This window comes from Thioclava atlantica (assembly GCF_000737065.1).
Taxonomy (GTDB): domain Bacteria; phylum Pseudomonadota; class Alphaproteobacteria; order Rhodobacterales; family Rhodobacteraceae; genus Thioclava; species Thioclava atlantica.
In genome coordinates, this window is the sequence record NZ_AQRC01000015.1 from 75,688 (window position 1) to 96,957 (window position 21,270).

General features: G+C 64.6%; 21 protein-coding genes and 1 tRNA gene. 11 read left to right on the forward strand and 11 right to left on the reverse strand.

All coding sequences use genetic code 11. The annotated features are described in order from the left end of the window. Positions 1–45 precede the first annotated feature (45 nt). A complete protein-coding gene (locus DW2_RS16175) occupies positions 46–864 on the reverse strand; it encodes an inositol monophosphatase family protein (RefSeq protein ID WP_038148159.1) in 819 nt (272 codons plus the stop codon). 126 nt (positions 865–990) lie between these two features. Then, positions 991–1,353, reverse strand: coding sequence for a helix-turn-helix domain-containing protein (locus tag DW2_RS16180; protein WP_038148160.1), 363 nt, complete (start codon positions 1,351–1,353; stop codon positions 991–993). 393 nt (positions 1,354–1,746) lie between these two features. Between DW2_RS16180 and DW2_RS16185 the strand changes: the two genes are divergently transcribed. Both DW2_RS16185 and DW2_RS16190 read left to right on the forward strand, forming a co-directional pair. Further along, positions 1,747–2,739 (forward strand): NADPH:quinone oxidoreductase family protein, encoded by a 993-nt coding sequence (locus DW2_RS16185; RefSeq protein WP_051856267.1) that lies wholly within the window; start codon positions 1,747–1,749, stop codon positions 2,737–2,739. Positions 2,740–2,871: 132 nt separating this feature from the next. Further along, positions 2,872–3,594 (forward strand): Bax inhibitor-1/YccA family protein, encoded by a 723-nt coding sequence (locus DW2_RS16190; RefSeq protein WP_038148162.1) that lies wholly within the window; start codon positions 2,872–2,874, stop codon positions 3,592–3,594. 78 nt (positions 3,595–3,672) lie between these two features. Here the strand turns inward: DW2_RS16190 and DW2_RS16195 are convergent, their stop codons facing one another. Further along, complete coding sequence (locus DW2_RS16195; RefSeq protein ID WP_038148164.1) at positions 3,673–4,647, reverse strand: type I glyceraldehyde-3-phosphate dehydrogenase; 975 nt, start codon at positions 4,645–4,647, stop codon at positions 3,673–3,675. Between the two features lie 207 nt (positions 4,648–4,854). Between DW2_RS16195 and thpD the strand changes: the two genes are divergently transcribed. The 3 genes from thpD (at position 4,855) to DW2_RS16210 (ending at position 8,038) form a co-directional block, all read left to right on the forward strand. Then, positions 4,855–5,799 carry an ectoine hydroxylase gene (gene thpD, locus DW2_RS16200; RefSeq protein ID WP_038148165.1) on the forward strand — a complete coding sequence of 315 codons (945 nt, stop codon included), beginning with the start codon at positions 4,855–4,857 and terminating at the stop codon, positions 5,797–5,799. Between the two features lie 197 nt (positions 5,800–5,996). Further along, positions 5,997–6,488 (forward strand): DoxX family protein, encoded by a 492-nt coding sequence (locus DW2_RS16205; RefSeq protein WP_038148167.1) that lies wholly within the window; start codon positions 5,997–5,999, stop codon positions 6,486–6,488. Between the two features lie 344 nt (positions 6,489–6,832). After that, positions 6,833–8,038, forward strand: coding sequence for an MFS transporter (locus DW2_RS16210; protein WP_051856270.1), 1,206 nt, complete (start codon positions 6,833–6,835; stop codon positions 8,036–8,038). Between the two features lie 563 nt (positions 8,039–8,601). On the opposite strand, the gene DW2_RS16215 is transcribed toward DW2_RS16210, so the two are convergent. The 5 genes from DW2_RS16215 to lsrA all read right to left on the reverse strand — a co-directional run bounded on the left by DW2_RS16215 (position 8,602) and on the right by lsrA (position 14,425). Further along, positions 8,602–9,843 (reverse strand): class II aldolase/adducin family protein, encoded by a 1,242-nt coding sequence (locus DW2_RS16215; protein ID WP_038148169.1) that lies wholly within the window; start codon positions 9,841–9,843, stop codon positions 8,602–8,604. Between the two features lie 69 nt (positions 9,844–9,912). Then, on the reverse strand, positions 9,913–10,932 hold the full coding sequence (gene lsrB, locus DW2_RS16220) for an autoinducer 2 ABC transporter substrate-binding protein LsrB (protein ID WP_038148171.1): 1,020 nt from the start codon (positions 10,930–10,932) through the stop codon (positions 9,913–9,915). 34 nt (positions 10,933–10,966) lie between these two features. Beyond that, a complete protein-coding gene (locus DW2_RS16225) occupies positions 10,967–11,950 on the reverse strand; it encodes an ABC transporter permease subunit (RefSeq protein WP_038148173.1) in 984 nt (327 codons plus the stop codon). Then, positions 11,947–12,957, reverse strand: coding sequence for an ABC transporter permease subunit (locus DW2_RS16230; RefSeq protein WP_038148174.1), 1,011 nt, complete (start codon positions 12,955–12,957; stop codon positions 11,947–11,949). Before DW2_RS16230 ends, DW2_RS16225 begins: the two co-directional genes overlap by 4 nt. After that, positions 12,950–14,425 (reverse strand): autoinducer 2 ABC transporter ATP-binding protein LsrA, encoded by a 1,476-nt coding sequence (lsrA, locus tag DW2_RS16235; RefSeq protein ID WP_038148176.1) that lies wholly within the window; start codon positions 14,423–14,425, stop codon positions 12,950–12,952. The genes DW2_RS16230 and lsrA overlap by 8 nt, the downstream gene beginning before the upstream one ends. 205 nt (positions 14,426–14,630) lie before the next feature. Between lsrA and DW2_RS16240 the strand changes: the two genes are divergently transcribed. From DW2_RS16240 to DW2_RS16265, 6 genes are all read left to right on the forward strand, one after another. Beyond that, on the forward strand, positions 14,631–15,569 hold the full coding sequence (locus DW2_RS16240) for a sugar-binding transcriptional regulator (RefSeq protein WP_038148178.1): 939 nt from the start codon (positions 14,631–14,633) through the stop codon (positions 15,567–15,569). A 1-nt stretch (position 15,570) separates the two neighbouring features. After that, positions 15,571–17,100, forward strand: coding sequence for an autoinducer-2 kinase (gene lsrK / locus DW2_RS16245; RefSeq protein WP_038148180.1), 1,530 nt, complete (start codon positions 15,571–15,573; stop codon positions 17,098–17,100). 23 nt (positions 17,101–17,123) lie between these two features. Then, complete coding sequence (locus DW2_RS16250; protein ID WP_038148181.1) at positions 17,124–17,438, forward strand: antibiotic biosynthesis monooxygenase; 315 nt, start codon at positions 17,124–17,126, stop codon at positions 17,436–17,438. A 446-nt stretch (positions 17,439–17,884) separates the two neighbouring features. Next, on the forward strand, positions 17,885–18,379 hold the full coding sequence (locus tag DW2_RS16255) for a hypothetical protein (protein ID WP_038148183.1): 495 nt from the start codon (positions 17,885–17,887) through the stop codon (positions 18,377–18,379). Positions 18,380–18,566: 187 nt separating this feature from the next. After that, entirely contained in the window at positions 18,567–18,935 is a 369-nt protein-coding gene (locus DW2_RS16260; protein ID WP_238321352.1) for a hypothetical protein, read from the forward strand. A 5-nt stretch (positions 18,936–18,940) separates the two neighbouring features. Continuing rightward, the gene (locus DW2_RS16265; RefSeq protein WP_051856282.1) at positions 18,941–20,026 is read left to right on the forward strand and encodes an ABC transporter ATP-binding protein; all 1,086 of its coding nucleotides are present in this window, start codon (positions 18,941–18,943) and stop codon (positions 20,024–20,026) included. A 265-nt stretch (positions 20,027–20,291) separates the two neighbouring features. On the opposite strand, the gene DW2_RS16270 is transcribed toward DW2_RS16265, so the two are convergent. From DW2_RS16270 to DW2_RS16280, 3 genes are all read right to left on the reverse strand, one after another. Further along, positions 20,292–20,368, reverse strand: a tRNA-Arg gene (locus DW2_RS16270). Positions 20,369–20,409: 41 nt separating this feature from the next. Then, a complete protein-coding gene (locus tag DW2_RS16275; RefSeq protein WP_038148186.1) occupies positions 20,410–20,868 on the reverse strand; it encodes a GNAT family N-acetyltransferase in 459 nt (152 codons plus the stop codon). A gap of 90 nt (positions 20,869–20,958) precedes the next feature. Next, positions 20,959–21,270, reverse strand: coding sequence for an ETC complex I subunit (locus DW2_RS16280; protein ID WP_038148188.1), 312 nt, complete (start codon positions 21,268–21,270; stop codon positions 20,959–20,961).

Sequence of the window (21,270 nt, forward strand, 5' to 3'; positions counted from 1 at the left end):
TGGCAGGTAACTGTCGCCGTCCGGCGACGGAGGGGCAGAGCCCCCTCAGCCCGCCAGATGAGCGAGCGCCGCTTCGTGGATCTCGCGATTGGCCGCCGCGATGACCTGCCCGCCGCGATGGGCCGGACGCCCCTGCCAGTCGGTGACGATGCCGCCCGCCGCCTCGATCACCGCGATCGGGGCGGCCACGTCATAGGCCTGCAGCCCCGCCTCGACCACCAGATCGATCTGCCCCGCCGCCACGAGTGCATAGGCGTAGCAATCCATCCCGTAGCGGGTCAGGCGCACCTCGCGCGCCAGACGCGCGAAGGCCGCGCCCTCTTCGGGCGTGCCGACTTCGGGAAAGGTGGTGAAGAGAACGGCGTCGGAGAGGGCGCGCGGATCGCGCGTCCGCAAGATGCTCCGCCCCTGCGGCCCCTCCACCTCGGCGCGCCCGAAGCCGCCCGAGAAACGCTCGCCGATATAGGGCTGGTCGATGACCCCCAGTAGCGGCGCGCCGGGCCCGTCGGGGGTTTCCTCGCACAGGGCCACCAGCACGCCCCAGGTCGGCGTGCCCGACATGAAACCGCGGGTGCCGTCGATCGGGTCGAGCACCCAGGTCAGGCCGCTGGTGCCGCGGGTGACGCCGAACTCCTCGCCGTGGATGCCGTCCTGCGGGCGCAGTTTCCCGAGCCTCTCGCGGATCGCCGCCTCGGCAGCGCGGTCCGCCTCCGTCACCGGGTCGAACCCGGAGGCGAGCTTGTTGTCCGCCCCGATCCCGCCTTCGGGCCGGAACCGCGCGAGCGTCTCGGTCCGCGCCAGATCCGCCAGCTCGAAGGCGAGCGTCATCAGGTCGGTTTCGTCGCGGGAGGTGAGGACGGACATCGCGGGCTCCACTGGTTGACCGGGACCCGCGGCCCCAAAAGACAAGGGGAGCGGTAACCGCCCCCCTCTATCAGGTCAAGCCAACGATCCGCCCCCACCACGGAGCGAAGGCTGGGCCCGACTGTCTCAAGCTGCGTCGGAGAGTACCTTGGCGAGCTCGAACAGACGTCTGCGCTGTGCCTCGGGGATCGCGTAATACGACCGCACCAGGGCCAGAGCCTCCTTGTCGGACAGAATATCGCCGGCCACCTCGGTCTCGGCGACGCTTTCTTCGGAGAGCCCCTCGAAGAAGAAGGAGATCCCCACGTCGAGCGCGTCCGCGATATCCCAGAGGCGCGACGCGGAAACCCGGTTCATGCCCGTTTCGTATTTCTGAATTTGCTGAAATTTAATTCCGACCTGATCGGCCAGTTGTTGTTGCGTCATGCCGATCATCCAGCGCCGATGCCGAATTCTCTTTCCCACATGCACATCCACAGGATGTTTCATCTTCAACCCCTCGAAGCGAATTTCAACTCGAAAACTACCATGCGCTGAGTGTGACGCTCCGGGCGAAAATTCAAACCTGTCTAAAAAGACAGGCATTTCCGCGCTTATCGTTAAGAAACTGTCCAAAAGGGCAATCTCCGGGAAACTCGCGCTCTGCGTGTTTCGCAATTTGCGAGGCCGATTGCGGATTACCTTACCCTGACATTTTCATGACGCGAAGGCGAACCACCGGAGGGTGATTCGTCGAAAATCGCCAGAACCGGAGGCTGTATCGGCCCGGTCTGGTGCCGGCACGTTCCACTGGCCGCGGAAAAGCCACCCCTGTATCACGGCTATGGAGAGAGATTAGCGGTGCATCTCCCGTGCCGCAGCACATGCCAGAACGGAGCCTTCATGCGCGCCTTCAGACAAGCGACCCGCGAGACCACCCCCGAAATCACCGACATCCCCCTGCCCGCCCCCGGCCCGGGCGAGGTTCAGGTCGCGATCCGGGCCTGCGGGCTCAACTTCGCCGATCTGCTGATGATCGAGGGGAAGTATCAGGACACGCCTCAGACGCCCTTCACCCTCGGCATGGAACTGGCCGGCGTGGTGAGCGCCACGGGCCCGGGCACACGTTTTGCAGTGGGAACGCGGGTCGCGGTCTTCTCGGGCCAGGGCGGGCTGGCCGAGGCCGGAAACTTCCCCGAGAGCCGGTGCACCGCGATGCCCGAGGCGATGAGCTTCGCACAGGCCGCCGCCTTCCAGATCGCCTACGGGACCGGCCATGTCGCGCTCGAGGCGCGCGCCGGGCTGAAACCGGGCGAGACTCTGGTGGTGCTCGGCGCCGCGGGCGGGGTCGGTCTCGCCGCGGTCGAGATCGGCAAGCGGATGGGCGCGCGGGTGATCGCCTGCGCGCGCGGCGCGGCCAAGCTCGAGACCGCGCAAGCGGCGGGCGCAGATGACGTGCTCGACAGCGAAACCCCGGATCTCAAAGCCGCGCTGAAGGCGCTCGGCGGGGCCGACGTCATCTATGACGCGATCGGAGGCGCTGCAGGCGAAGCCGCCTTCCGCGCCCTCAAGCCCGGCGGGCGCTATCTGGCGATCGGCTTCGCCAGCGGCGCCATTCCCGACCTGCCCCTCAACCACGCCCTGGTGAAGAACATCGCAATCCACGGCCTCTATTGGGGCGGCTATCTGAAACTCGACCCCGAGGTTCTCACCGGCTCGATGCGCCAGCTTTTCGACTGGTTCGCGCAAGGCGGGCTGCGGCCGCATATCGGGGGAACCTACCCGCTCGAAAAGGTCGCGGATGCGCTCGAGGATCTGCGCGCGCGGCGCTCCACCGGCAAGCTGGTGATCGAGATCGGGGACGAGGCCGAACCTCTCCCCGGCGCGATTTTCTGATCGCGCCGCGTGAAACCTGTGTGAAACAGTGCGTTTTCCGTGCCGACGAAATCTTGAATTCCGGTCTCGCTCTGCCAATATCGGTTCCGAAACCGGCGCGAGGGACCGCCGGGACGAAATTTGGAGGTGCTGATGGCTGATTTCGAAACGATGCGGACGCCCCATGCGGGCACGCGTCAGGCTGCGATTGACGAGGGTCTTCGCGCGCATATGAACAAGGTCTACGGGCTGATGTCGCTGGCGATGCTGGTGACGGGCGCCGTGGCTTTCGGCGTGGGGACGAACCCGGCTCTGGTGGCTGCGATCTTCGGCTCGGGGCTGAAATGGGTCGTGATGCTTGCGCCTCTGGCGATCGTCTTCGCCTTCGGCGCGATGATCAACAAGATGTCGACCTCGACCGCGCAGATCGTGTTCTTCGTCTATGCCGCGCTCATGGGGCTGTCGATCAGCTTCATCTTCGCCGCCTATACAGGCGTGTCGATCGCGCAGACCTTCCTCGTGACCGCGATCTCCTTCGCGGGGCTGTCGCTTTACGGCTACACGACGAAGCGCAACCTGAGCGCCATGGGCTCGTTCCTGATGATGGGCCTGATCGGCCTGATCGTCGCCTCGATCGTGAACATCTTCCTCGCCTCTTCGGCGATGGCCTTCGCGATCTCGGTGATCGGCGTGCTGATCTTCGCGGGCCTGACCGCCTATGACACGCAGAACATCAAGAACACCTACCTGCAGATGGCTGCGGGCGGGGACCGGGACTTCATCGGCAAGGCCGCCATCATCGGCGCGCTGCAGCTCTACCTGGACTTCCTGAACCTGTTCATGTTCCTGCTGCAGTTCATGGGCGACCGCCGCTAAGGCAGGCCCCGAACCCGAAATGACGAAGCCCCGCCTTGTGCGGGGCTTTTTCATGGGAGCGACGAAGCGTCGAGCGCCTCAACCCATCCGCAGCGCCATATCCAGCATCCGGTTGGAAAAGCCCCATTCATTGTCATACCAGCCGAAGACCCGGATCAGCCCATGCGCGGTCGCCCGCGTCTCGGGCAGCGCCATCACAACGCTTTCGGGCCGCGCGCGCAGATCGGTCGACACGAGCGGCTTCTCGGTGATGCCGATCACGCCGCCTGCCTCGCGCAATACCGCGTTCACCGCTTCGACCGAGGCGGGCCGGGCGACCGTCACCGCCAGATCGACCGCCGAGACAGAGGCCGTGGGCACCCGCACCGCCTGCGCGACGAGCCGCCCTGCGAGCCCCGGCAAAACGGCCTCCATCAACGTCCCCGCCGAGGTGGTCGTCGGCACCATCGAGAGCGCGGCGGCGCGCGAGCGCTCCATCGGCCCGCGCGGCTTGTCCACGGTGGGCTGGCTGCCGGTATAGCAATGGACCGTCGTCATCGAACCGGTGACAATGCCGAATTCGCGGTCGAGCAGCCGCGCGAGCGGGGCGAGCGCATTGGTGGTGCAGCTCGCATTCGAGACGACCCGCTGTGCGCCGAGGCTGTCTTCGTTCGCCCCCAGCACGATCGTCGCCTCGGCCGCCCCGGAGGGCCCCGAAATCAGCACCCGGCGCGCGCCCGCCGCGAGCCCCTGCCCGGCGATCTCGGGCGTCTCTGCCCGGCCGGTGCATTCCATCACCAGATCGACACCCGACAGATCGAGGCCCGAGATGTCCTCCGCCCGGTGGAGTGCGACGCGCCGCCCGTCGATCACGAGCGCGCCGTCCTCGAAGGCGACCGAGCCCTTCCAGGGACCGAAGACGCTGTCATATTCGAAGAGATAGGCGAGCATCTCCGGCGCCTCGATATCGTTGATGCCGACGATCGCGAGCCCGGGCCACGCATCAGGCGCCTGCGCCCATGCCCGCAGTACCGACCGTCCGATCCGCCCGAACCCGTTGATGAATACCCGCATGTCGCACCTCCGACCTCCCGATTACTGCGCCGGTCGAGCCGAGGGAAGCGCGCGATTGTGCCCCGAACACAGACAGCAAGGAACATGTCGCCGCGAGGCCGCGTTCGCCCCCTGTAACGGCCGGGAGAGCCGGGGTGGCCATTCATGCTCAAAATTGTTACCTCTCCCGCGCTTCCGAAAAATCATCGATTTAGAGGAGGATTCCCGATGAATATCACGACACCGAATGCCGAATTCGCTGACGTGGACGACTATCCGACAAGACTGAAGGACGCCGAGCGCGTTCTCGAACGCAAGGATCCCGTTCTGTGGAAGGACTGGGACGAGTCGGCGCCGATCTCGCGTGAGGACGCGCGCCATTACGAAGAGAAGGGGTACCTGATCCGGCGCGACCTCTTCAGCCCGGACGAGGTACGCAAGCTGATCGAGACCTCCGCCGAGCTGCGCGCGAACGGCCAGCGCATCCGGGCCGAGGATCTCGTGACCGAACCCAAATCCGACGCGGTGCGCACGATCTTCCGCCTCGACGAGCACAGCGACCTCTTCGTGCGCCTCGCCGCGGATACGCGCCTCGTGGATGTCGCGCGCTTCCTGCTGGGCGACGAGGTCTACCTCCACCAGAGCCGCCTGAACTACAAACCGGGCTTCACCGGCAAGGAGTTCTACTGGCATTCGGATTTCGAGACCTGGCACGCCGAGGACGGGATGCCGCGGATGCGCGCGGTCTCGGCCTCCGTCCTGCTCACGGACAACAGCGCGCTCAACGGGCCGCTGATGCTGATCCCCGGCACCCACAAGCAGTTCGTCGCCTGTCAGGGCGAGACGCCTGACGCCAATCACGAGACCAGCCTCAAGATGCAGGAGATCGGCGTGCCCTCGAAGGCGCAGCTCGAGAAGCTCGCCGCCGAGGCCGGGCTGGACACGGCGACCGGCCCTGCCGGGACCGTGATCTTCTTCGAGTGCAACACGCTGCATGCCTCGAACGGCAATGTGACGCCCTTCCCGCGGTCGAACGCGTTCTTCGTCTATAACGCGATCTCGAACCAGCCGGTGGCGCCCTTCGCCGCCTCGAAACCGCGCCCGGCCTTCCTCGCCAGTCGCGGCGCGGCGAAGCCGATCACGCCTGTCGAAGGCGACCTGACCCGGGCCTGATCCCGCTTGCGGCGTCCGCCTCGCGGGCGCCGCCTCCTATCGCGCGACCTCATCACCCGCGGCTAACGTCTTTTCACAACACCGTTATTTCGACCGCCGCGCCCCAGATGCGCCCACCGCGCCTTGATTCAGGTCAGAGAACGGCCGCGAAAAGCGTCCCTCAATCTGCGCATTCCAAGCTTTCTCGGGAGAGGCAAATGCGCGACACGAATATCAAGGCCGAACGCACGGTCATCGTTCTCCTGCGCCTGTCGATGGCGTGGGTCTTCCTCTATGCCGCCTCGCACCAGATCACCGTACCGGGCTGGAGCGCGACGGGGTTCCTCGAACATACGAAAACCTTTCACTGGCTCTTCGCCGAGTTTACCGGGCCGGTGACGGGGCCGATCGTCTCCTTCCTTGTCGAATGGGGGCATTTCGCGATCGGTCTGTCGCTGCTGCTCGGGTTCTTCACCCGCATCGGCGCGAGCGCGGGCATCGGGCTGATGATCCTTTACTGGATGGCCCATATGGACTTCCCCTATATCAGCAATACCAACAACTTCCTGCTCGACGAGCACATCGTCTATGCGCTGGTGCTGCTGCTGGTGATCGTCGCCAGGGCCGGGCGGGTCTTCGGGCTCGACGGCCTTTTGTCGGAAACCTCGCTCGTGCGGCGGAACCATCTGTTGAGCTGGGCGGCTGGCTGAGCGCCGTCGCTTCCGCATACCATCGCGGCGGGCCGAGGACAGCCGCGATGGCTCGCACATCCGCGGGCAGGCGCGTCCATGGCTCCGCCCTGCCCCCTGCCCCGGCAATCCATCCGGCCGGACGCCGACCTCCAGCCCACGTCCGCCATCTGCCGCGACACGAGACGGAGAGCGGAGGGCGAAACGGAGCCCCTTCCGAGCCTCCGGAACGGGCAGAAACCGGGCTTTCCTCCTCAGACGATCACAAGGATGTTTACCCCTCTGCCCCTTCACCCTCGGCGAGCGAGGGGTCAAAGAGTTGATGAGACCCACCAAACGCCGGACATCCGACCGAGGGAGGAAGCATGAGCCGCCAGAAGAACGAGACCAGCCTGACGCAGGGCGAATTCCGCGCCACCGCGTCGATCGCCGCGATCTACATGACCCGACTTCTGGGCCTGTTCATGATCTATCCGGTCTTCGCGCATTACGCTGACGGGCTGACCGGGGCCACCGCGACCACGATCGGCCTTGCGCTTGGCGCCTATGGCCTGACGCAGGGGCTGCTGCAGATCCCGTTCGGGCTTCTCTCGGACCGGCTCGGCCGGCGCACTCTTGTCATCGCGGGGCTGGCGCTCTTCTGCCTCGGCAGCGTGACCGCCGCGATGTCGCATACGATCACCGGCGTGATCGTCGGACGGGCGCTGCAGGGGGCCGGCGCGATCGGATCGGTGCTGCTGGCCTCGGTCGCCGATGTCACCCGCTCCGAGACGCGCACCCGGGCGATGGCGATCGTCGGCGTCTCGATCGGCTTTTCCTTCATGGTTGCGGTGATCCTCGGGCCGCTCGTCGCGGTCTTCGCCGGGCTCTCGGGCATCTTCTGGCTGACGGCGGGCCTCGCGCTGGTGGGCATCGTGATCGCCTCCTTCGTGATCCCGACCCGCGAGACGCACGAGGCCGGGATCGGCATCGCCCGCGCGAGCCTGCGCGAGCTGATCACCGATCCGCGCCTCCTGGAACTCGATTTCGCGATCTTCACCCTGCACGCAACGATGACCGCGCTGTTCCTAGCCGTGCCGATGATCGTCTCCCGGACGCTGGGCCTCGGCGGCGGGAGCGCATGGGTGCTCTACCTCCCGGTTCTGGTGGCGGCGGCAGGTTTGATGGTGCCCTTCGTCATCATCGCCGAGAAACATGGCCGTATGAACCAGATCCGCCTGATCTCGGTGGCGCTGATCGGCCTGAGCGAGCTGATCCTGCTGGTGCTGGGGAATAACGCGATCGGGGTCGTGGCGGCGCTCGTGATCTTCTTCACCGCCTTCACCGTGCTCGAGGCGCTCCTGCCCTCCGCGCTCACCAAGGCCGCACCCGCCTCGGCCAAGGGCACCGCCTCCGGCCTCTATTCCAGCTCGCAATTCATCGGCATCTTCGTCGGCGGCACGATCGGCGGGCTCGCGATGGACCATGGCGGCGCCGCGACGGTGATCGGCTTCGTCCTTGCATTGACGCTGATCTGGGGCGCATCGCTCGCGCTGGTAAGCCGTCGCGCCGCGAGCCCGCAGCGCAGTTGAGGGGGGTGGCCGCCTCTCTGCTCCGACTGGCCGGTTTCGGTCCGGTTGAACGCGCCCTCGTGATTTGCACGCTTCCAGGGCGCCGCGACGGCGATCAGGATAAATGTGGTCGCTCCGGTCTCTTGCTGCTGATTTTACATGGGATGCGGCACGAAGGACTATGTTCGCGGCCGCAGCGACATTCTCGTACCGGTTGACGAAATCCCACCGTTTTTCTGAAGCTCAAGTCCGTGCACCGGCGTCACCGACCAGGATGTCGATCAGGCCCCGTCTCATGCATGAGTGATGCATCCGCGTTCGCCGCTTGTCCTTGCGACTGATGGCCAGATGCGGCGAGCGAGGACTTTGCGGTCATGCTGCTCGACGCTGATTTCGGCATGGACTTGTTCACTACGCTCGCTGACATCACGAACGACCACCATGCGGAAAATTCAGTGCGGAGTTCGCACCGGAATGAATGACCGCAAGGGGCCGTCTCCACGCACGGACGCCTACGACTAGCGCCCATCAGTTTCACGCACCTTACCCATCATAGTCGCTTGTTCGAGCGATCACGCTCCCCTTCATTTCTTCAGCTTCGCCTGTTCGAGCGACCAATATTCCATATCGAAAAGCTCGTTCTCCGAAATCGGCGAGAACCGCCCGAACTCTTCCGCTGCATTCACGATGCGCGCCGTTTGCTCAAGCAGGTCGCCAGCGATACGCGCCGCTTTTTCACTCACGCCCACGCCAAAAAGCCCCACCCCGGGCACGAGCACCGCGCGGGGCGCGGGATCGAGCATGGTTTTCGGTTCGGAGGCGTGGGGGGCGTTGCGCACGAAATAGGCCTGATAGCGGTCGGCATACTCCGCCAACTTCCGCTCGATCTCAGCGGCATCGTCGCGAGCCTCGAGGAGCAGCGGGAACGGTTTGATCCGGATCACATGGTCCGGGGTTGCGGTGCCTCGCATCGCCAATTCGTAGAGGTTCTCGCATTCGAGATAGCGCCGGATCGCAGGCGTAGAGCGGAAATCGACCGCGGGCGCCTTCCCAAGCGCGCCCTGCCCAGCGAGCGCGCTGGTCAGAGAGGCAGCCAAGTCGTGCGGCGCCTCGGTGTCGTTGGCCTGTGGCGCCTCCACCGCGATACCTTTGGCCGCCAGAAATTCTTCCGCCGTTGTGACGAACTCAAGCGTCAACTCGTAGCTTCCACGGGCGCTCTCGGCGAAGGTGACCAGCCCGTGTTTCTCGAGCCACAGCCCCTCCACCGTCGGATCGCGGGCAAGCGCCTCCTTGCAGGCATGGCTCAACGCGTAACCGGGCATGACATAGGGCACGAACCCGACCCGACCGCGATAGAGGTCGCCTACCACTCCGTCCATGTCCTCCTGATCGGCAAGCGCGAGGATTGCCGTGGCATGGCTGTGATCGACGAAAGCCTGCGGCATATAGGCGTGCAGCAGGGCCTCCACCGAGGGGGTCGGCGCGCGCGAATCCAAAAGATGACCGCGCAGGAAAGCGACCATATCCTCGTCGGACATATGCGGGATCGCGCGGGTCTCCAGCAACGGCTCCAACCGCATCGCCGGAAGGCCGGGCGCTTCGATATCGCCGAGATCCCAGCCCGAGCCCTTCACATGGATGACCGCCCCACCCGGCGCGTCGGAGATCTTGACCGAGGTATTGCCACCGCCGTGCAGCACCAGATCCGGATCCTGTCCGATCAGGCGCGAGCTGTAGACGCGCAGCCCCAGCGCGGCGGGCTGGCCCGCCGCTTCGGCGGCCTCGGCGAATTTGCGGGCTTCGGCGTCATTCCAGCGCGATTGCATCGGCGGCTCCTTTTCAACGAATTCGCGAGGGCACGTCGCCGCGCCCTCGCCAGATGGCATCACAGGTGATCAGAAATCGAAGTTGTCGATATTATCTTTGGTGAAAACCGTGCGCTCGGGCAGCAAGATGATGCCGTTATCCTTGGCCTCATACTTGTAGCCCTGAACCGAGTTCGGCGAGACTGTCACATCGCCGATGCCCGGCACCTTCATCGTGTCACCCACCTTCAGCGGCCCGTCCTTGAGCACATGATCGGCCACAGCGACCGAGATCGCACCCTGCTGGGTCACGTCCCACAGACCGAAGCGCGCAACCGTCCCGCGCTTCACATAGGGGCGCATCACGTTGGGCGTCGAGAAGCCCACGATCGTCACCTTGCCCGCCTTGTCGAGATTCTCGGCGGCCTGGGCCGCGGCCGGAAGCGCGTTCGCATCGGGCGCGATGATCGCGTCGAGATCGGGATAGGCGCTGAGGATACCCTCGGCGGTCTGAAGCGATTTCTGCGCGTCGTTATAGCCGTATTGCGTGGTCACGATCTCCCAGCCGGGATGCTCCTTGGCGATCTTAGCCTTAGCGGCCGCGACCCAGGCATTCTGGTCGGTCACGGTGGGCGAGGAATAGAAGAAGGCGACCTTCGCCTTGTCCTTGCCCTTCAGGCCGTCCGACGCCATGTCCACGAGCATGCCACCAAGCTGATCTGGTGTACCCTGGTTCACGTAATAGGAGCGGCATTCGGGGTTCACATCCGAATCCCAGGTCATCACCAGCACGCCGCGCGCCATCGCCTGCTTTAGCGCCGGGCAGAGCCCGTCGGGCGAGACCGAGGCGAGGATCACGGCCTTGTAGCCCTGATTGACGAAGTTGTTCACGAACTGAACCTGCCCCGAGACGCTGGGCTCGGTCGGCCCGTCATAGGTGACGTTGTCGCCGAGCTTCTTGCCCATGTCGACAGCGCCCTTGCCGCCCGACGTGAAGTAGCCCACCCCGACAAGTTTCGGAATGAAGGCGATGTCCTCGGCCGCGGCCGAATTGGCCATCAGCATCCCCGCCGCGAGGGTGCCCATCACCCAATTGGTCGTTTTACGCATTTCAGTTCTCCTCCTCTGAACGCTTTGGCCTGCGTCATTCTGACGGACGCGGCCGAACCGGAATGAACTCGCGCAGCAAGGACGCCCCGTGGCGCATTGCGACGACGACAACCAGCAGCGCTCCGGACAACGCACTGGAAACCTGACTGGGAACTCCGCTCATCTGCAGGCCCTGCTGCAGATAGCCGATGATGAAAGTGGCGATAATGGTGCCGATCACCGAGCCCTGACCGCCGTAGATCGAGGCCCCTCCGAGAACGGCGGCGGTGATCGCGGGCAGGAGCGTCGCCTTGCCCAGATCCACCCGCGCCGAGCCGAAATAGGCCGACAGCAGCAGCCCCGCAAGCGCGGCGGCAAGCCCGGTGATGACATAGGTCAAGAGCTGCACCCGCGCGACGGGCATGCCCGCGTGGCGGGCGGCGGATTCGTTCTGGCCGATCTGGAACACCAGCCGCCCGAAGCGCGTGACATGCAGCAGCACCAGCATCACCAGCGAGAAGGCGAGGAACACGAAAAGCGGCATCGGAAGCCCGAGGATCATCTGGTAGCCAAGCCCGGTGAAGACAGCCGGGAAGCCGCCGATCCCGTCATAGCCATTCGCCCCCACGACCCCTGAGAGCACCGTGGCCGCCCCCGAAAACATGTAAAGCGCGCCAAGCGTCACCACGAGCGGTTGAAGTCGCGTCAGCCGGATGATCGTCGCGTTCAGCAGCCCCGCCAGCGCGCCCGTCGCGAAACCGACCGCAAGCGAGACCGCGAGCGGCATCCCGAAGAAATTGGCGATGCCGAAGGTGATCGCGCAAAGTCCCACGGTCGAGGCGAAGCTCACATCGATCCCGCCGGCAATGATCACCAGCGTCAACGGCACGGCCACGATCCCGACATGGACGAAATCGGAAGTGCCATAGAGCAACGAACTCAGATTGAGGAAGCGCGGGTTGATCGCCCCGAAGATTGCAAGCTCAAGGACCAGTAGTCCGAGCAAGAGGACTTCCCACCGCATCACGAGACGCTTCATGCCGCTTCCTCCAGATCACCCGTCCTGGACGGGGACGTTTCGCCACGGCGGTAGCGCGCCGCGCGGTCGCGGGCTTCGAGCGCGATCCGCAGCCGGCCGTCAATCAGCAGCACCGCAAGCAGCATCGCGCCGCCGATGAGGTCGTTCCAGTAGGCCGGGATCTTGAGAAAGACGAGCGCGGTGTCGATCGAGGTGAAGAAGATCACGCCGATCGCCACGCCCGCAACCGATCCGACGCCGCCGAGCAGGCTGATGCCGCCCAGCACCAGCGCGGCTATCGCCCGCAGCTCCATGCCCGAGCCGGCCTGATTGGGCACGAACCCGATCTGGGCCGCGAAGGCGATACCAGCGATCGCATACATCGCGCCCGCCCAGACGAAGGCGAGGAACTCGATCCGGCGCAGCGGCAGGCCCAGATGGCGCGCGGCCTCACGGTTGTCGCCCACCGCGAAGATCCAGTGCCCGCGCCGGGTGCGCAGCACCAGCCAGACCGCCGCGATCAGCGCGATCGCCACAATCCCCACCGCCGACAGCCCTACGAATCCCTTGCCCGAAAGGTCCTTGACCCCCTGCGGCAGTTCCTCGATCCACTCGCCGCCGGTGGCGATCAGCATCACGCCACGGAACAGGCCGAGCGTGCCGAGCGTGGTCACGATCGAGGGCACGCCAAGGAGCGCCACGAGCCCGCCATTGAGCGCGCCCGCCGCCACGCCCGCGCCAAGAGCCGCCGCGATCGCGACCGGCAGCGAGGCCCCGGCATTCACCGTCAGTCCCAGCGTCACCGCCGAGAGCCCGAGCACCGAGCCGCCCGAAACGTCGATATTGCGTGTCAGGATGACCGGGAAGATCCCCAGCGCTACAAGCATCAGCACCAGACCGTTCGACCAGATGATCGAGGCCGTGCGCGTTGACAGGAACCCGGGCGCCGCCGCGCCGACCAGCAGGAGCACGATCAGGGTGACGAGGAACAAGGTCGCGACACGTTCGCGGGCGATCCGTTCAAGCATGGGCGGCCTCCCTGGATTCGAAGGCCAGCTCGGCGATCTCGTCGGTGCTGCTTCCGCCCGGAAGCTCGCCGGCGAGATGCCCGCCCGCCATCACCGCGATCCGGTCCGACAGGCGAACGACCTCATCGAAATCGGACGAGATCAGCAGCACCGCCGTGCCTGCATCGGCCAGCTGTTCGATCAGTTCGTAGATATCGTTGCGCGCGCCCACATCGACGCCGCGCGTCGGCTCGTCGAGAATCAGGACCCGCGGCTGAGCAGCGAGGCATTTCGACAGCAACACCTTTTGCTGGTTGCCGCCCGAAAGGCTGCGCACCGGCTGCTCCGCCGTCTCGCATTTGATCCCGAGCGTCTTGCGATAGCCTTCGAAGCGCGCGCGCTCTTTGCCGGGCCGCAGCAGGAAGGGCAGCAGGTAATGCACGAGCGACGAGGTATTCCAGTAGAGTGGCGCATCGAGAAAGAGCCCGTATTGCTGCCGATCCTCCGACAGGAGCACGACATTCTCGCGCACGGCGTCGCGCGGTGTCCGGGCAAGGAAGGCCCGCCCTTCCAGCACGACCTCTCCGCCGGCGCGCGGACGCAACCCAACGAGCGTTTCGGCCAGTTCGGTGCGCCCTGCCCCGACCACCCCGGTCAGACCGAGAACCTCTCCGTGATGCAGATCGAAGGAGATATCGACGAAGCCCTCGCCGCGCAGCCCCGCGACCTCGAGCGTCTTGCGCTCGGCCCGGGCCCTGTCGGCGCGCCGGTCGCGCAGGGCCGCGACACCCGGGCTCATAGCGGCAAGGATTTCCACATCATTACTCTCGGACATCGTCGCGCTGTGCACGACATAGCCGTCGCGCAGCACCGTGATCCGGTCGCTGACCGCGCGCAACTCGTGCAGCTTGTGGGAAATGAAGACGAGACCGTGACCCGTCGCGCGCAGCGCCCGCATCCGGTCGAACAGCGTGTCCACCTCATGCGGAGTGAGCGCCGAAGTCGGCTCGTCAAGGATCAGCACCTTCGCATCGCGCACGAGGCCGCGAAGGATCTCCACGATCTGACGGTCGGCAATCTCGAGGGTCGCGGCCTTGGCATCGGGGGAAAGCGCCACGCCCAGATCCGCGATCAGCTCGCCGATGCGGGCGCGATATGCCTCCGCCCGGCGCGGCAGACCGATGCAGATATTCTCCAGGACACTTTGATTGGGGAAAATATGCGCCTCTTGGGGCACGAGGTAGAGCCCCATCGCCTGAGCCTGCGCAGGCGTCGGGGGATGGAGCGACGCCCCCGCGATGGAGACGCGCCCGGCACTGGGGGCGACCAGACCGGCAAGGATCTTCATCAAGGTGGACTTGCCCGCGCCATTGCCGCCCAGAAGCGCATGGATCTCCCCGGCACGCACCGCGAAATCCACGCCCTTGAGCACAGGCACGCCGCCGTAGCTTTTCGAAACCCGGCCAAGCTCGGCGAGCATAGGTGCCATAACTCCTCCCTCGATCAACATCTCGCAGTCACGACTGTTCATCTGCTTTAACTTAAAACATCTGTTCATTCACCGCATGCGCTGTCAACAATTTTTTGCTTATTTTTTACGCTGCAATGCGGCGTTTTTGAGCTGTTGACTTGTTCATATGTTTTGGTAACGAGTTATTTGAACATTACCCGACCACCTCGGAGGACCGATCGTCATGGAAGAGCTCGCGCCGAACGAAACGGACGAAGCCCTGCTCGCGCGAGTCGCATGGCTCTATTACAACGACGGCCTCACGCAGAGCGAAGTGGGCCACCAGCTCAACCTCTCGCGCATCAAGGTATCGCGGCTCCTCGATGCGGGGCGCGCCTCCGGGCTGATCGAGGTGCGGATCAATTCGCGCCAGCAGGGCTGCCTCGAGATCGAGACGCGCCTGCAGGAGAGGTTCCACCTCAAGGATTGCCGCGTGATTCCCGATGGCACCGGGGCGGATATCGACGCGCGGATCGGACAGGCCGCAGCGAATTTCCTGATGCAGAAGCTGGCCCCAGGCGACAGCCTCGCGGTCGGCTGGGGCTCCACCGTGTCCAACGCGATCCGGGTGCTCGGCCATGTCGTGCAGGAGCGCCGGATCGAGCTGTTTTCCCTGACCGGCGGCGTGCAGACCTATGTACAGGGGATGCGCGAGGCGCATTGGGATCGTATGCCGAACATCATCCCGGCGCCGCTGGTGGTCTCGACGCCGGAACTGGCTGCGGCCCTGCTGCGTGAGCCCGCGATCTCGTCGCTGCTCAACCAGGCGATCGCGGCGGATTACAAGCTGGTCGGGATCGGCGGCATTTCGGAACAGGCGACCGTGGTCTCGCAAGGTTACATCACCGCTGGCGAGATCGAGCCGCTGCGCCGCAGTGGCGCGCGTGGCGATGTGCTGTGCCGTTTCTACGACCGAACCGGGCAGGACATGGAGCTGCCGCTGCATGAGCGCGTGATCGGCGTCGATCTGGTCCAGCTTCGCGACTGCGAGCAGGTGATCGGCGCCGCCGGCGGGCCGAACAAGGTGACCCCGATCCTCGCCGCGCTGCGCGGCCAAATTCTCGACATTCTGGTGACCGATGAGGCGACCGCGCTGTCGCTTCTAGACGCCGCGGAGGACTGACATGCGCTATTTTCTCGCCTTCGACGCCGGCACCGGCAGCGGCCGGGCCGTCCTGTTCGACGAGACTGGCGCCGAGGTCGCGACCGCCGGGCAGGAATGGTGGCACGCCAGTGACCCGCGCTATCCTGGCTCGATGGACTTCGACACGGAAGGCAACTGGGCGGCGCTGGCCCGCTGCTGCCGCGAAGTGATCGCGAAGGCCGGCGTCGATCCGAAGGACATCGTCTCGGTCAGCGCCACGGCGATGCGCGAGGCGTTCGTGCTACATGACGAGAGCGGCGCGGAAATCTGGGCCTGCGCGAATGTCGATGCGCGCGCCGATGCCGAGGTCCGCGAACTCAAGAGGGACCATCCTGGGCTGGAGGAAGACATCTATGCGCGCTCGGGCCAGACCTACGCGCTTGGCGCCCTGCCCCGGCTGATCTGGTTGCGCCGCCACATGCCCGAGGTGCTCGAACGGGCGCAGGCGCTGACGATGCTGTCTGACTGGGTGCTCTACCGGCTTTCGGGAGAGCTCACTTCTGAACCCTCGAATGCCGGAACGACCGGGCTGATCGGCCTCGCCGATCGCAAGGTGCTGGGCGATGCGATGGAGAAACTGGGGCTGCGCAGCGATATCTTCCCGCGCAGCGTCGTGACCGGCGAATGCGTGGGCACCGTCTCGGGTGCTGCGGCAAAGGAAACCGGGCTCGCGCCCGGCACGCTCGTAATCGCCGGCGGTGGCGACTGCCAGACCGGCGGGCTGGGGCTGGGCATCGTCGAGAACGGCGACTGCGCGGTGCTCGGCGGGACGTTCTGGCAACAGGTGGTCAATGTCCCGCTGACCCTGACCGATCCTAGCATGAAACTCCGGATCAATCCGCATGTGGTCTCGCATCTCAATCAGGCCGAAGCGATCAGCTTCTTCACCGGGGCCGCGATGCGCTGGTTCCGCGACGCCTTCGGGCAAGGCAAGGGGTATTTTGAACTCGAGGCCGCCTCGAAGGAGGTGCCGCCGGGCGCACACGGGATCATCCCGATCCTGTCCGACGTCATGCGTTACAACGAGTGGATCCACGCCGCCCCGTCACTGCTCAACCTTTCGCTCGATCCCGAGAAATCCGGCCCCGCCGCGATCTTTCGTGCGCTGCAGGAAAATGCCGCGATCGTTGCGCATCGCAATCTCGAGGCAGTTTTCGCGCTGACCGGCGAGCGCCCCGCGCGCATCGTCTTTGCCGGGGGCGCGTCGAAATCCCCGCATTGGGCGCAGATCCTCGCCGATGTCACCGGCCTGCCGGTCGCGACCTCGAAGGTAAAGGAGGCCACCGCGCTTGGATGTGCAGCCGCCGGAGCGACCGGGGCAGGCCAGTTCGGCTCGCTGATGGAAGCGGGCGCGGCATGGTCCTGCATCGAAGATGAATATCAACCGAACCGCGCGCTGCGCGACCTCTATGACGAGGCAAGCGACCGCTGGCAGCGTGCCTATGCCGCACAACGCGCACTGGTTGCCGAGGGCGTGACCCAATCCATGTGGCGTGCACCGGGCACGTAAGAACGACACGAAAGGACTTCTGAATGCTGATCCAACTGGTGAATATCAAGGTGCAGCCGGGCACGCGCGAGACTTTCCTCGAAGCCTTCAAGATCAATTGCGACGGCACACGCGAAGAGCCGGGCAACCTGCGCTTCGACCTGCTTCACGACCCCGAAGACGAGAACAATTTCTTCGTCTACGAAATCTTCAAGAGCGATGACGCGCTCGAAGATCACCGCAAGACCGCCCATTACCGGAAATGCGTCGCGATGATCGACCCGATCACGATCGGCGGGCGCTCGAAGACCTATTTCGAGCCGGTCCTTGTTCAGGGCGTTGTGGAGGCGTCGATTTAGCACCCAGGCCCAAGACCCCAAACTGACCCTTGCAGACGAAGTGTAAGGCAATCCTCCCTCGGGGAGTTGGACCACGCGCGTAGATCGTGAGGGGCCTCCTGCGTTCGAACAACGCTCTGCAAAACCCCCACAGAGCAGCGAACTTCGAGGGCACGTCTCGAAAGGGCGGGGAGCGGTTGTTCGCTGCGCATGATACGCATTGCCGGAGCGGGCGTCGCTGGACCACGAACCACGGCGTCAGCTGCGCGCCTTCGGAAAAGCCTCTATCCTCGGGCCGGACAGCACGCACAGCTCCATATAAGCCACACCAGCCGCGCGAGCTCTGGTCGAACGGCATGAGCCGAGATCGCAGCAGAATGGCCGAGGCTTGCACTCCAGAGGCGTTTCGCGGGATATGGCGACCCGAAGACTTCCCTCGGGAAGTCCATTGATAATCGAAAGCCAAAATGCCCCAGACCGACCGTCTCAAGACCGACTGTTCGAAATGCGCGGCGCTTTGCTGCGTCGTGCTGGCCTTCGACAAGGGCAAGGATTTCGCCTTCGACAAGAACCCCGGCGAGCCTTGCCGGAACCTCTCGGGGCACAGTTGCACGATCCACGACAAGCTGACGCAGGAAGGGCTTCCCGGCTGTGTCGCCTATGATTGTCTGGGCGCCGGCAACCGCGTGGTTCAGGAGGTCTTCGCAGGCCAGTCCTGGCAGAAGGAGCCGCTCCTGATGCCGGTGATGATGGAAGCCTTCTCGGCCATGCGTGAGGTTCACAAGCGGATCGATCTGCTGCGCGCAGCCGAGTTCCTGCCGTTGGAGCCGCGCGACGACCAGAAACGCCGGGACCTTCTCGAGCATCTCGAGGAGCATCGCTGGAGCGGGCCCGAGCTCAATGAGTTCGAGTTCGGCCTGGCGCTGGAGATCGACCTCTTCTTCCATGAGATCAGCAAGTAATTTCGCGTCCCCTGCCGCCGGGCGGTGAACCTGCGACGTGATGGCGGGCCGCGCTATCGAGTCCGCCGGCGACCTGAATACGGTTTGGGTGCCTAGCTTCCTACGCCAGTATCAGTTCAAAGGCCCTCTCGAACGAGCCTTCAACCTATACCTCCGCCTCGGTCGCCGCTGGTCGCCGGGAGACAAGGTGGCTCTCGAACTTGCGCTCTCGCCGCGACGGATCTTCGCCCATCCGAAGGTTATCCCGGACCAGGGACGGACCGCCCTGATGCGTGGGCCGCTCGTCTACTGCCTCGAAGAAGTTGACAATGGGCCCGATCTCAACAGCCTAGTGTTGACCGACGACGTGGCAATAGAGGTGCATGCAAGCAAAGACCTGCCCACAAACACGCTCGTCGCCTCTGCCATCCGGGAACACTGGCCGGACGAAGCTCTCTACCGCGCCATTCCTCCTTTGCGGAAAGAAACGCTGATCCGTGCGGTTCCCTATTACGCATGGGACAATCGCGCACGAGGAGCGATGCTGACATGGATCCGGCGCGAGACAGGAAAATGAGCCGCATGGAACAGATCGAAACGACCCGGACGGCCGGCCTGAGGCTGAACCGCCTTTACAAGTCCTTCGGTGGCCTCGCGGTTCTCAAGGACATAAACCTCGATATCGAAAGCGGAGAGTTCGTCGTCTTCGTCGGGCCATCCGGCTGCGGCAAGTCGACTCTCTTGCGCCTGATCGCGGGCCTTGAGGAGGTGACCGCCAGGGATGTTTTCATCGGGAGCAAGGACGTGACCGAGCGCGATCCCTCCGAGCGCGGTATCGCAATGGTATTCCAGACCTACGCGCTCTACCCTCATATGAGCGTCGCGGAAAATATGGGTTTCGGCCTCAAGGCGGCAAAACGCTCCAAGCAAGAGGTGGAGCGCAAGGTGCGCGCCGCCGCCGAGGTGCTCCAACTATCGCAATACCTCGATCGCCGCCCCAGCCAACTGTCGGGCGGCCAGCGTCAGCGTGTCGCTATCGGACGCGCCATCGTGCGCGATCCCGAGGTCTTTTTGTTCGATGAACCGCTCTCGAACCTCGATGCCGAATTGCGGGTCGAGATGCGTATCGAAATTGCGCGCCTTCATCGCGAACTCGGCAACACGATGATCTACGTCACCCACGACCAGACGGAAGCCATGACACTCGCCGACAAGATCGTCGTGCTGCGCAACGGCGAGATCGAGCAGGTCGGCCCACCTGCGCTACTCTACGACGACCCTGACAACACCTTCGTCGCGGGCTTCATAGGCTCGCCCAAGATGAATTTCGTCTCGGCCGAGAGAGCGAACGACGGTCACATTCGGATTGGATCACGAAACATGCCGGGACCGGATCTGGAGACTTCTCACAAGGGCGCGCTCACGCTGGGCATCCGTCCTGAGCACCTGCGCATCGCACGTGAAAACGAGCCATGTTTTCCGATGCGCGTGCATTTCTCGGAGTTCCTCGGAGGGGTCACTTATCTTTACGGCGACCTTGAAAGCGGCACGCGATGCACCGTCGAAATAGGTCGAGGTATTTCCGCTGAACCTGGCGACCTCCTTCACCTGACCACCGACTCGGCAGATATGCGCCTGTTCGATGGTGAAGGACGCCGCTTGCGGTGAACTCTATGGAACGACAAGGCCACAGGCGATTGCGCGGCCTTGCCTTTCCTCACGCTGCTCGTGTGCGCACATTTTTTCTAGGACGAGCGGCCCGACTTCCAGCCTCTAACCGGCAGCCTCTCCTTTTTGAACGGGGGACCTTGGGGGTAGGAGGTTGAAGAAAGGAGAGCCGTGCAGCAAAAATAATCTTTTGACAGAGCGCGCGCACGAAACGCCGATTTTTCACAAGCTCATGCCCCATTGGCAAGTGGCAAAAATCAGAAAATGGCGATCCCGGAAGGACTCGAACCCTCAGCCTGCTGATTAGAAGTCAGCTGCTCTATCCAGTTGAGCTACGGGACCGCGCGCCCCTTAAATGCGCGATCACGCGCGCGCGTGCAAGCTCAGATCTCGCGGGTCAGGAAGACCGAGTTCGGGTCCGGACGATAGCTGCCGAAGGGCGGGCATGCGGTGAAACCTGCGCGCTGATACAGCTCCCGCGCGGGGCGGAAGGAGGGCTGCGAGCCGGTCTCGAGGCTGAGCCGCGAGATCCCGGCCGCGCGCGCCTCTGCGATCAGGTGCTCGAGAAGCACCCGCGCCAGCCCCTGCCCGCGCATCTCGGAAAGCACATGCATCGACTTCAGTTCGGCATGGGACCCGGAGAGGTGTTTGAACGCGCCCATCCCGACCGGGGCACCCTCGCGGCGCATCACGTAGAAGGCGATCCCGGGCGCGGCCAGGGCATCGGCAGGCAGCATGTGGATCGAGCCCGGCGGGGTGTCGGCATGCATCGCCTCGGTATGGCGGGCGTGAAGATGCGCCAGATCGGGATGCAGGGGATTTTCCAGCGTGATCGCGATCATCGGTCTCGTCCTGAGAGGAAAAACATCAGTCAGAAAAAAAGGCGCCCCGAAAGGCGCCTCCACGTCAAGCCACACGCCGTGAGGGGGCGCTCAGTGCGTCCAGTTCGCGCGGCGGTCGGAGGCGAAATTCTCGCCATAGCCGCGCGGGCGGATATTGGTGGCGCGCTGATGCGGCTCGGTCACGACATAATCGATGGCATGTTCCTTCGCATAGGCTTCCGCCGCCTCGCGGCTGTCGAAGCGCAGACGGACCTGCGCCTGCGTGTCGTCGGAACTGGTCCAGCCCATCAGCGGATCGATTTCCCGTGCATCGGCGGGAACGTAATCGAGATACCAGAACTTGGTTTTCGCAGTTCCCGACTGCATGGCATTGCGGGCGGGTTGATAGATGCGCGCGCGCAT

Coding starts and splice junctions, on each gene's coding strand:
- lsrA (WP_038148176.1), bottom strand. CDS start 14,425: ATGGCACCTATGCTCGCCGAGCTTGGCCGGGTTTCGAAAAGCTACGGC.
- DW2_RS16250 (WP_038148181.1), top strand. CDS start 17,124: ATGCTGATCCAACTGGTGAATATCAAGGTGCAGCCGGGCACGCGCGAG.
- DW2_RS16185 (WP_051856267.1), top strand. CDS start 1,747: ATGCGCGCCTTCAGACAAGCGACCCGCGAGACCACCCCCGAAATCACC.
- DW2_RS16210 (WP_051856270.1), top strand. CDS start 6,833: ATGAGCCGCCAGAAGAACGAGACCAGCCTGACGCAGGGCGAATTCCGC.
- DW2_RS16255 (WP_038148183.1), top strand. CDS start 17,885: ATGCCCCAGACCGACCGTCTCAAGACCGACTGTTCGAAATGCGCGGCG.
- thpD (WP_038148165.1), top strand. CDS start 4,855: ATGAATATCACGACACCGAATGCCGAATTCGCTGACGTGGACGACTAT.
- DW2_RS16175 (WP_038148159.1), bottom strand. CDS start 864: ATGTCCGTCCTCACCTCCCGCGACGAAACCGACCTGATGACGCTCGCC.
- DW2_RS16275 (WP_038148186.1), bottom strand. CDS start 20,868: ATGATCGCGATCACGCTGGAAAATCCCCTGCATCCCGATCTGGCGCAT.
- DW2_RS16205 (WP_038148167.1), top strand. CDS start 5,997: ATGCGCGACACGAATATCAAGGCCGAACGCACGGTCATCGTTCTCCTG.
- lsrK (WP_038148180.1), top strand. CDS start 15,571: ATGCGCTATTTTCTCGCCTTCGACGCCGGCACCGGCAGCGGCCGGGCC.
- DW2_RS16180 (WP_038148160.1), bottom strand. CDS start 1,353: ATGAAACATCCTGTGGATGTGCATGTGGGAAAGAGAATTCGGCATCGG.
- DW2_RS16195 (WP_038148164.1), bottom strand. CDS start 4,647: ATGCGGGTATTCATCAACGGGTTCGGGCGGATCGGACGGTCGGTACTG.
- DW2_RS16190 (WP_038148162.1), top strand. CDS start 2,872: ATGGCTGATTTCGAAACGATGCGGACGCCCCATGCGGGCACGCGTCAG.
- DW2_RS16215 (WP_038148169.1), bottom strand. CDS start 9,843: ATGCAATCGCGCTGGAATGACGCCGAAGCCCGCAAATTCGCCGAGGCC.
- DW2_RS16225 (WP_038148173.1), bottom strand. CDS start 11,950: ATGAAGCGTCTCGTGATGCGGTGGGAAGTCCTCTTGCTCGGACTACTG.
- DW2_RS16240 (WP_038148178.1), top strand. CDS start 14,631: ATGGAAGAGCTCGCGCCGAACGAAACGGACGAAGCCCTGCTCGCGCGA.
- lsrB (WP_038148171.1), bottom strand. CDS start 10,932: ATGCGTAAAACGACCAATTGGGTGATGGGCACCCTCGCGGCGGGGATG.
- DW2_RS16230 (WP_038148174.1), bottom strand. CDS start 12,957: ATGCTTGAACGGATCGCCCGCGAACGTGTCGCGACCTTGTTCCTCGTC.
- DW2_RS16265 (WP_051856282.1), top strand. CDS start 18,941: ATGGAACAGATCGAAACGACCCGGACGGCCGGCCTGAGGCTGAACCGC.
- DW2_RS16280 (WP_038148188.1), bottom strand. CDS start 21,270: ATGCGCGCGCGCATCTATCAACCCGCCCGCAATGCCATGCAGTCGGGA.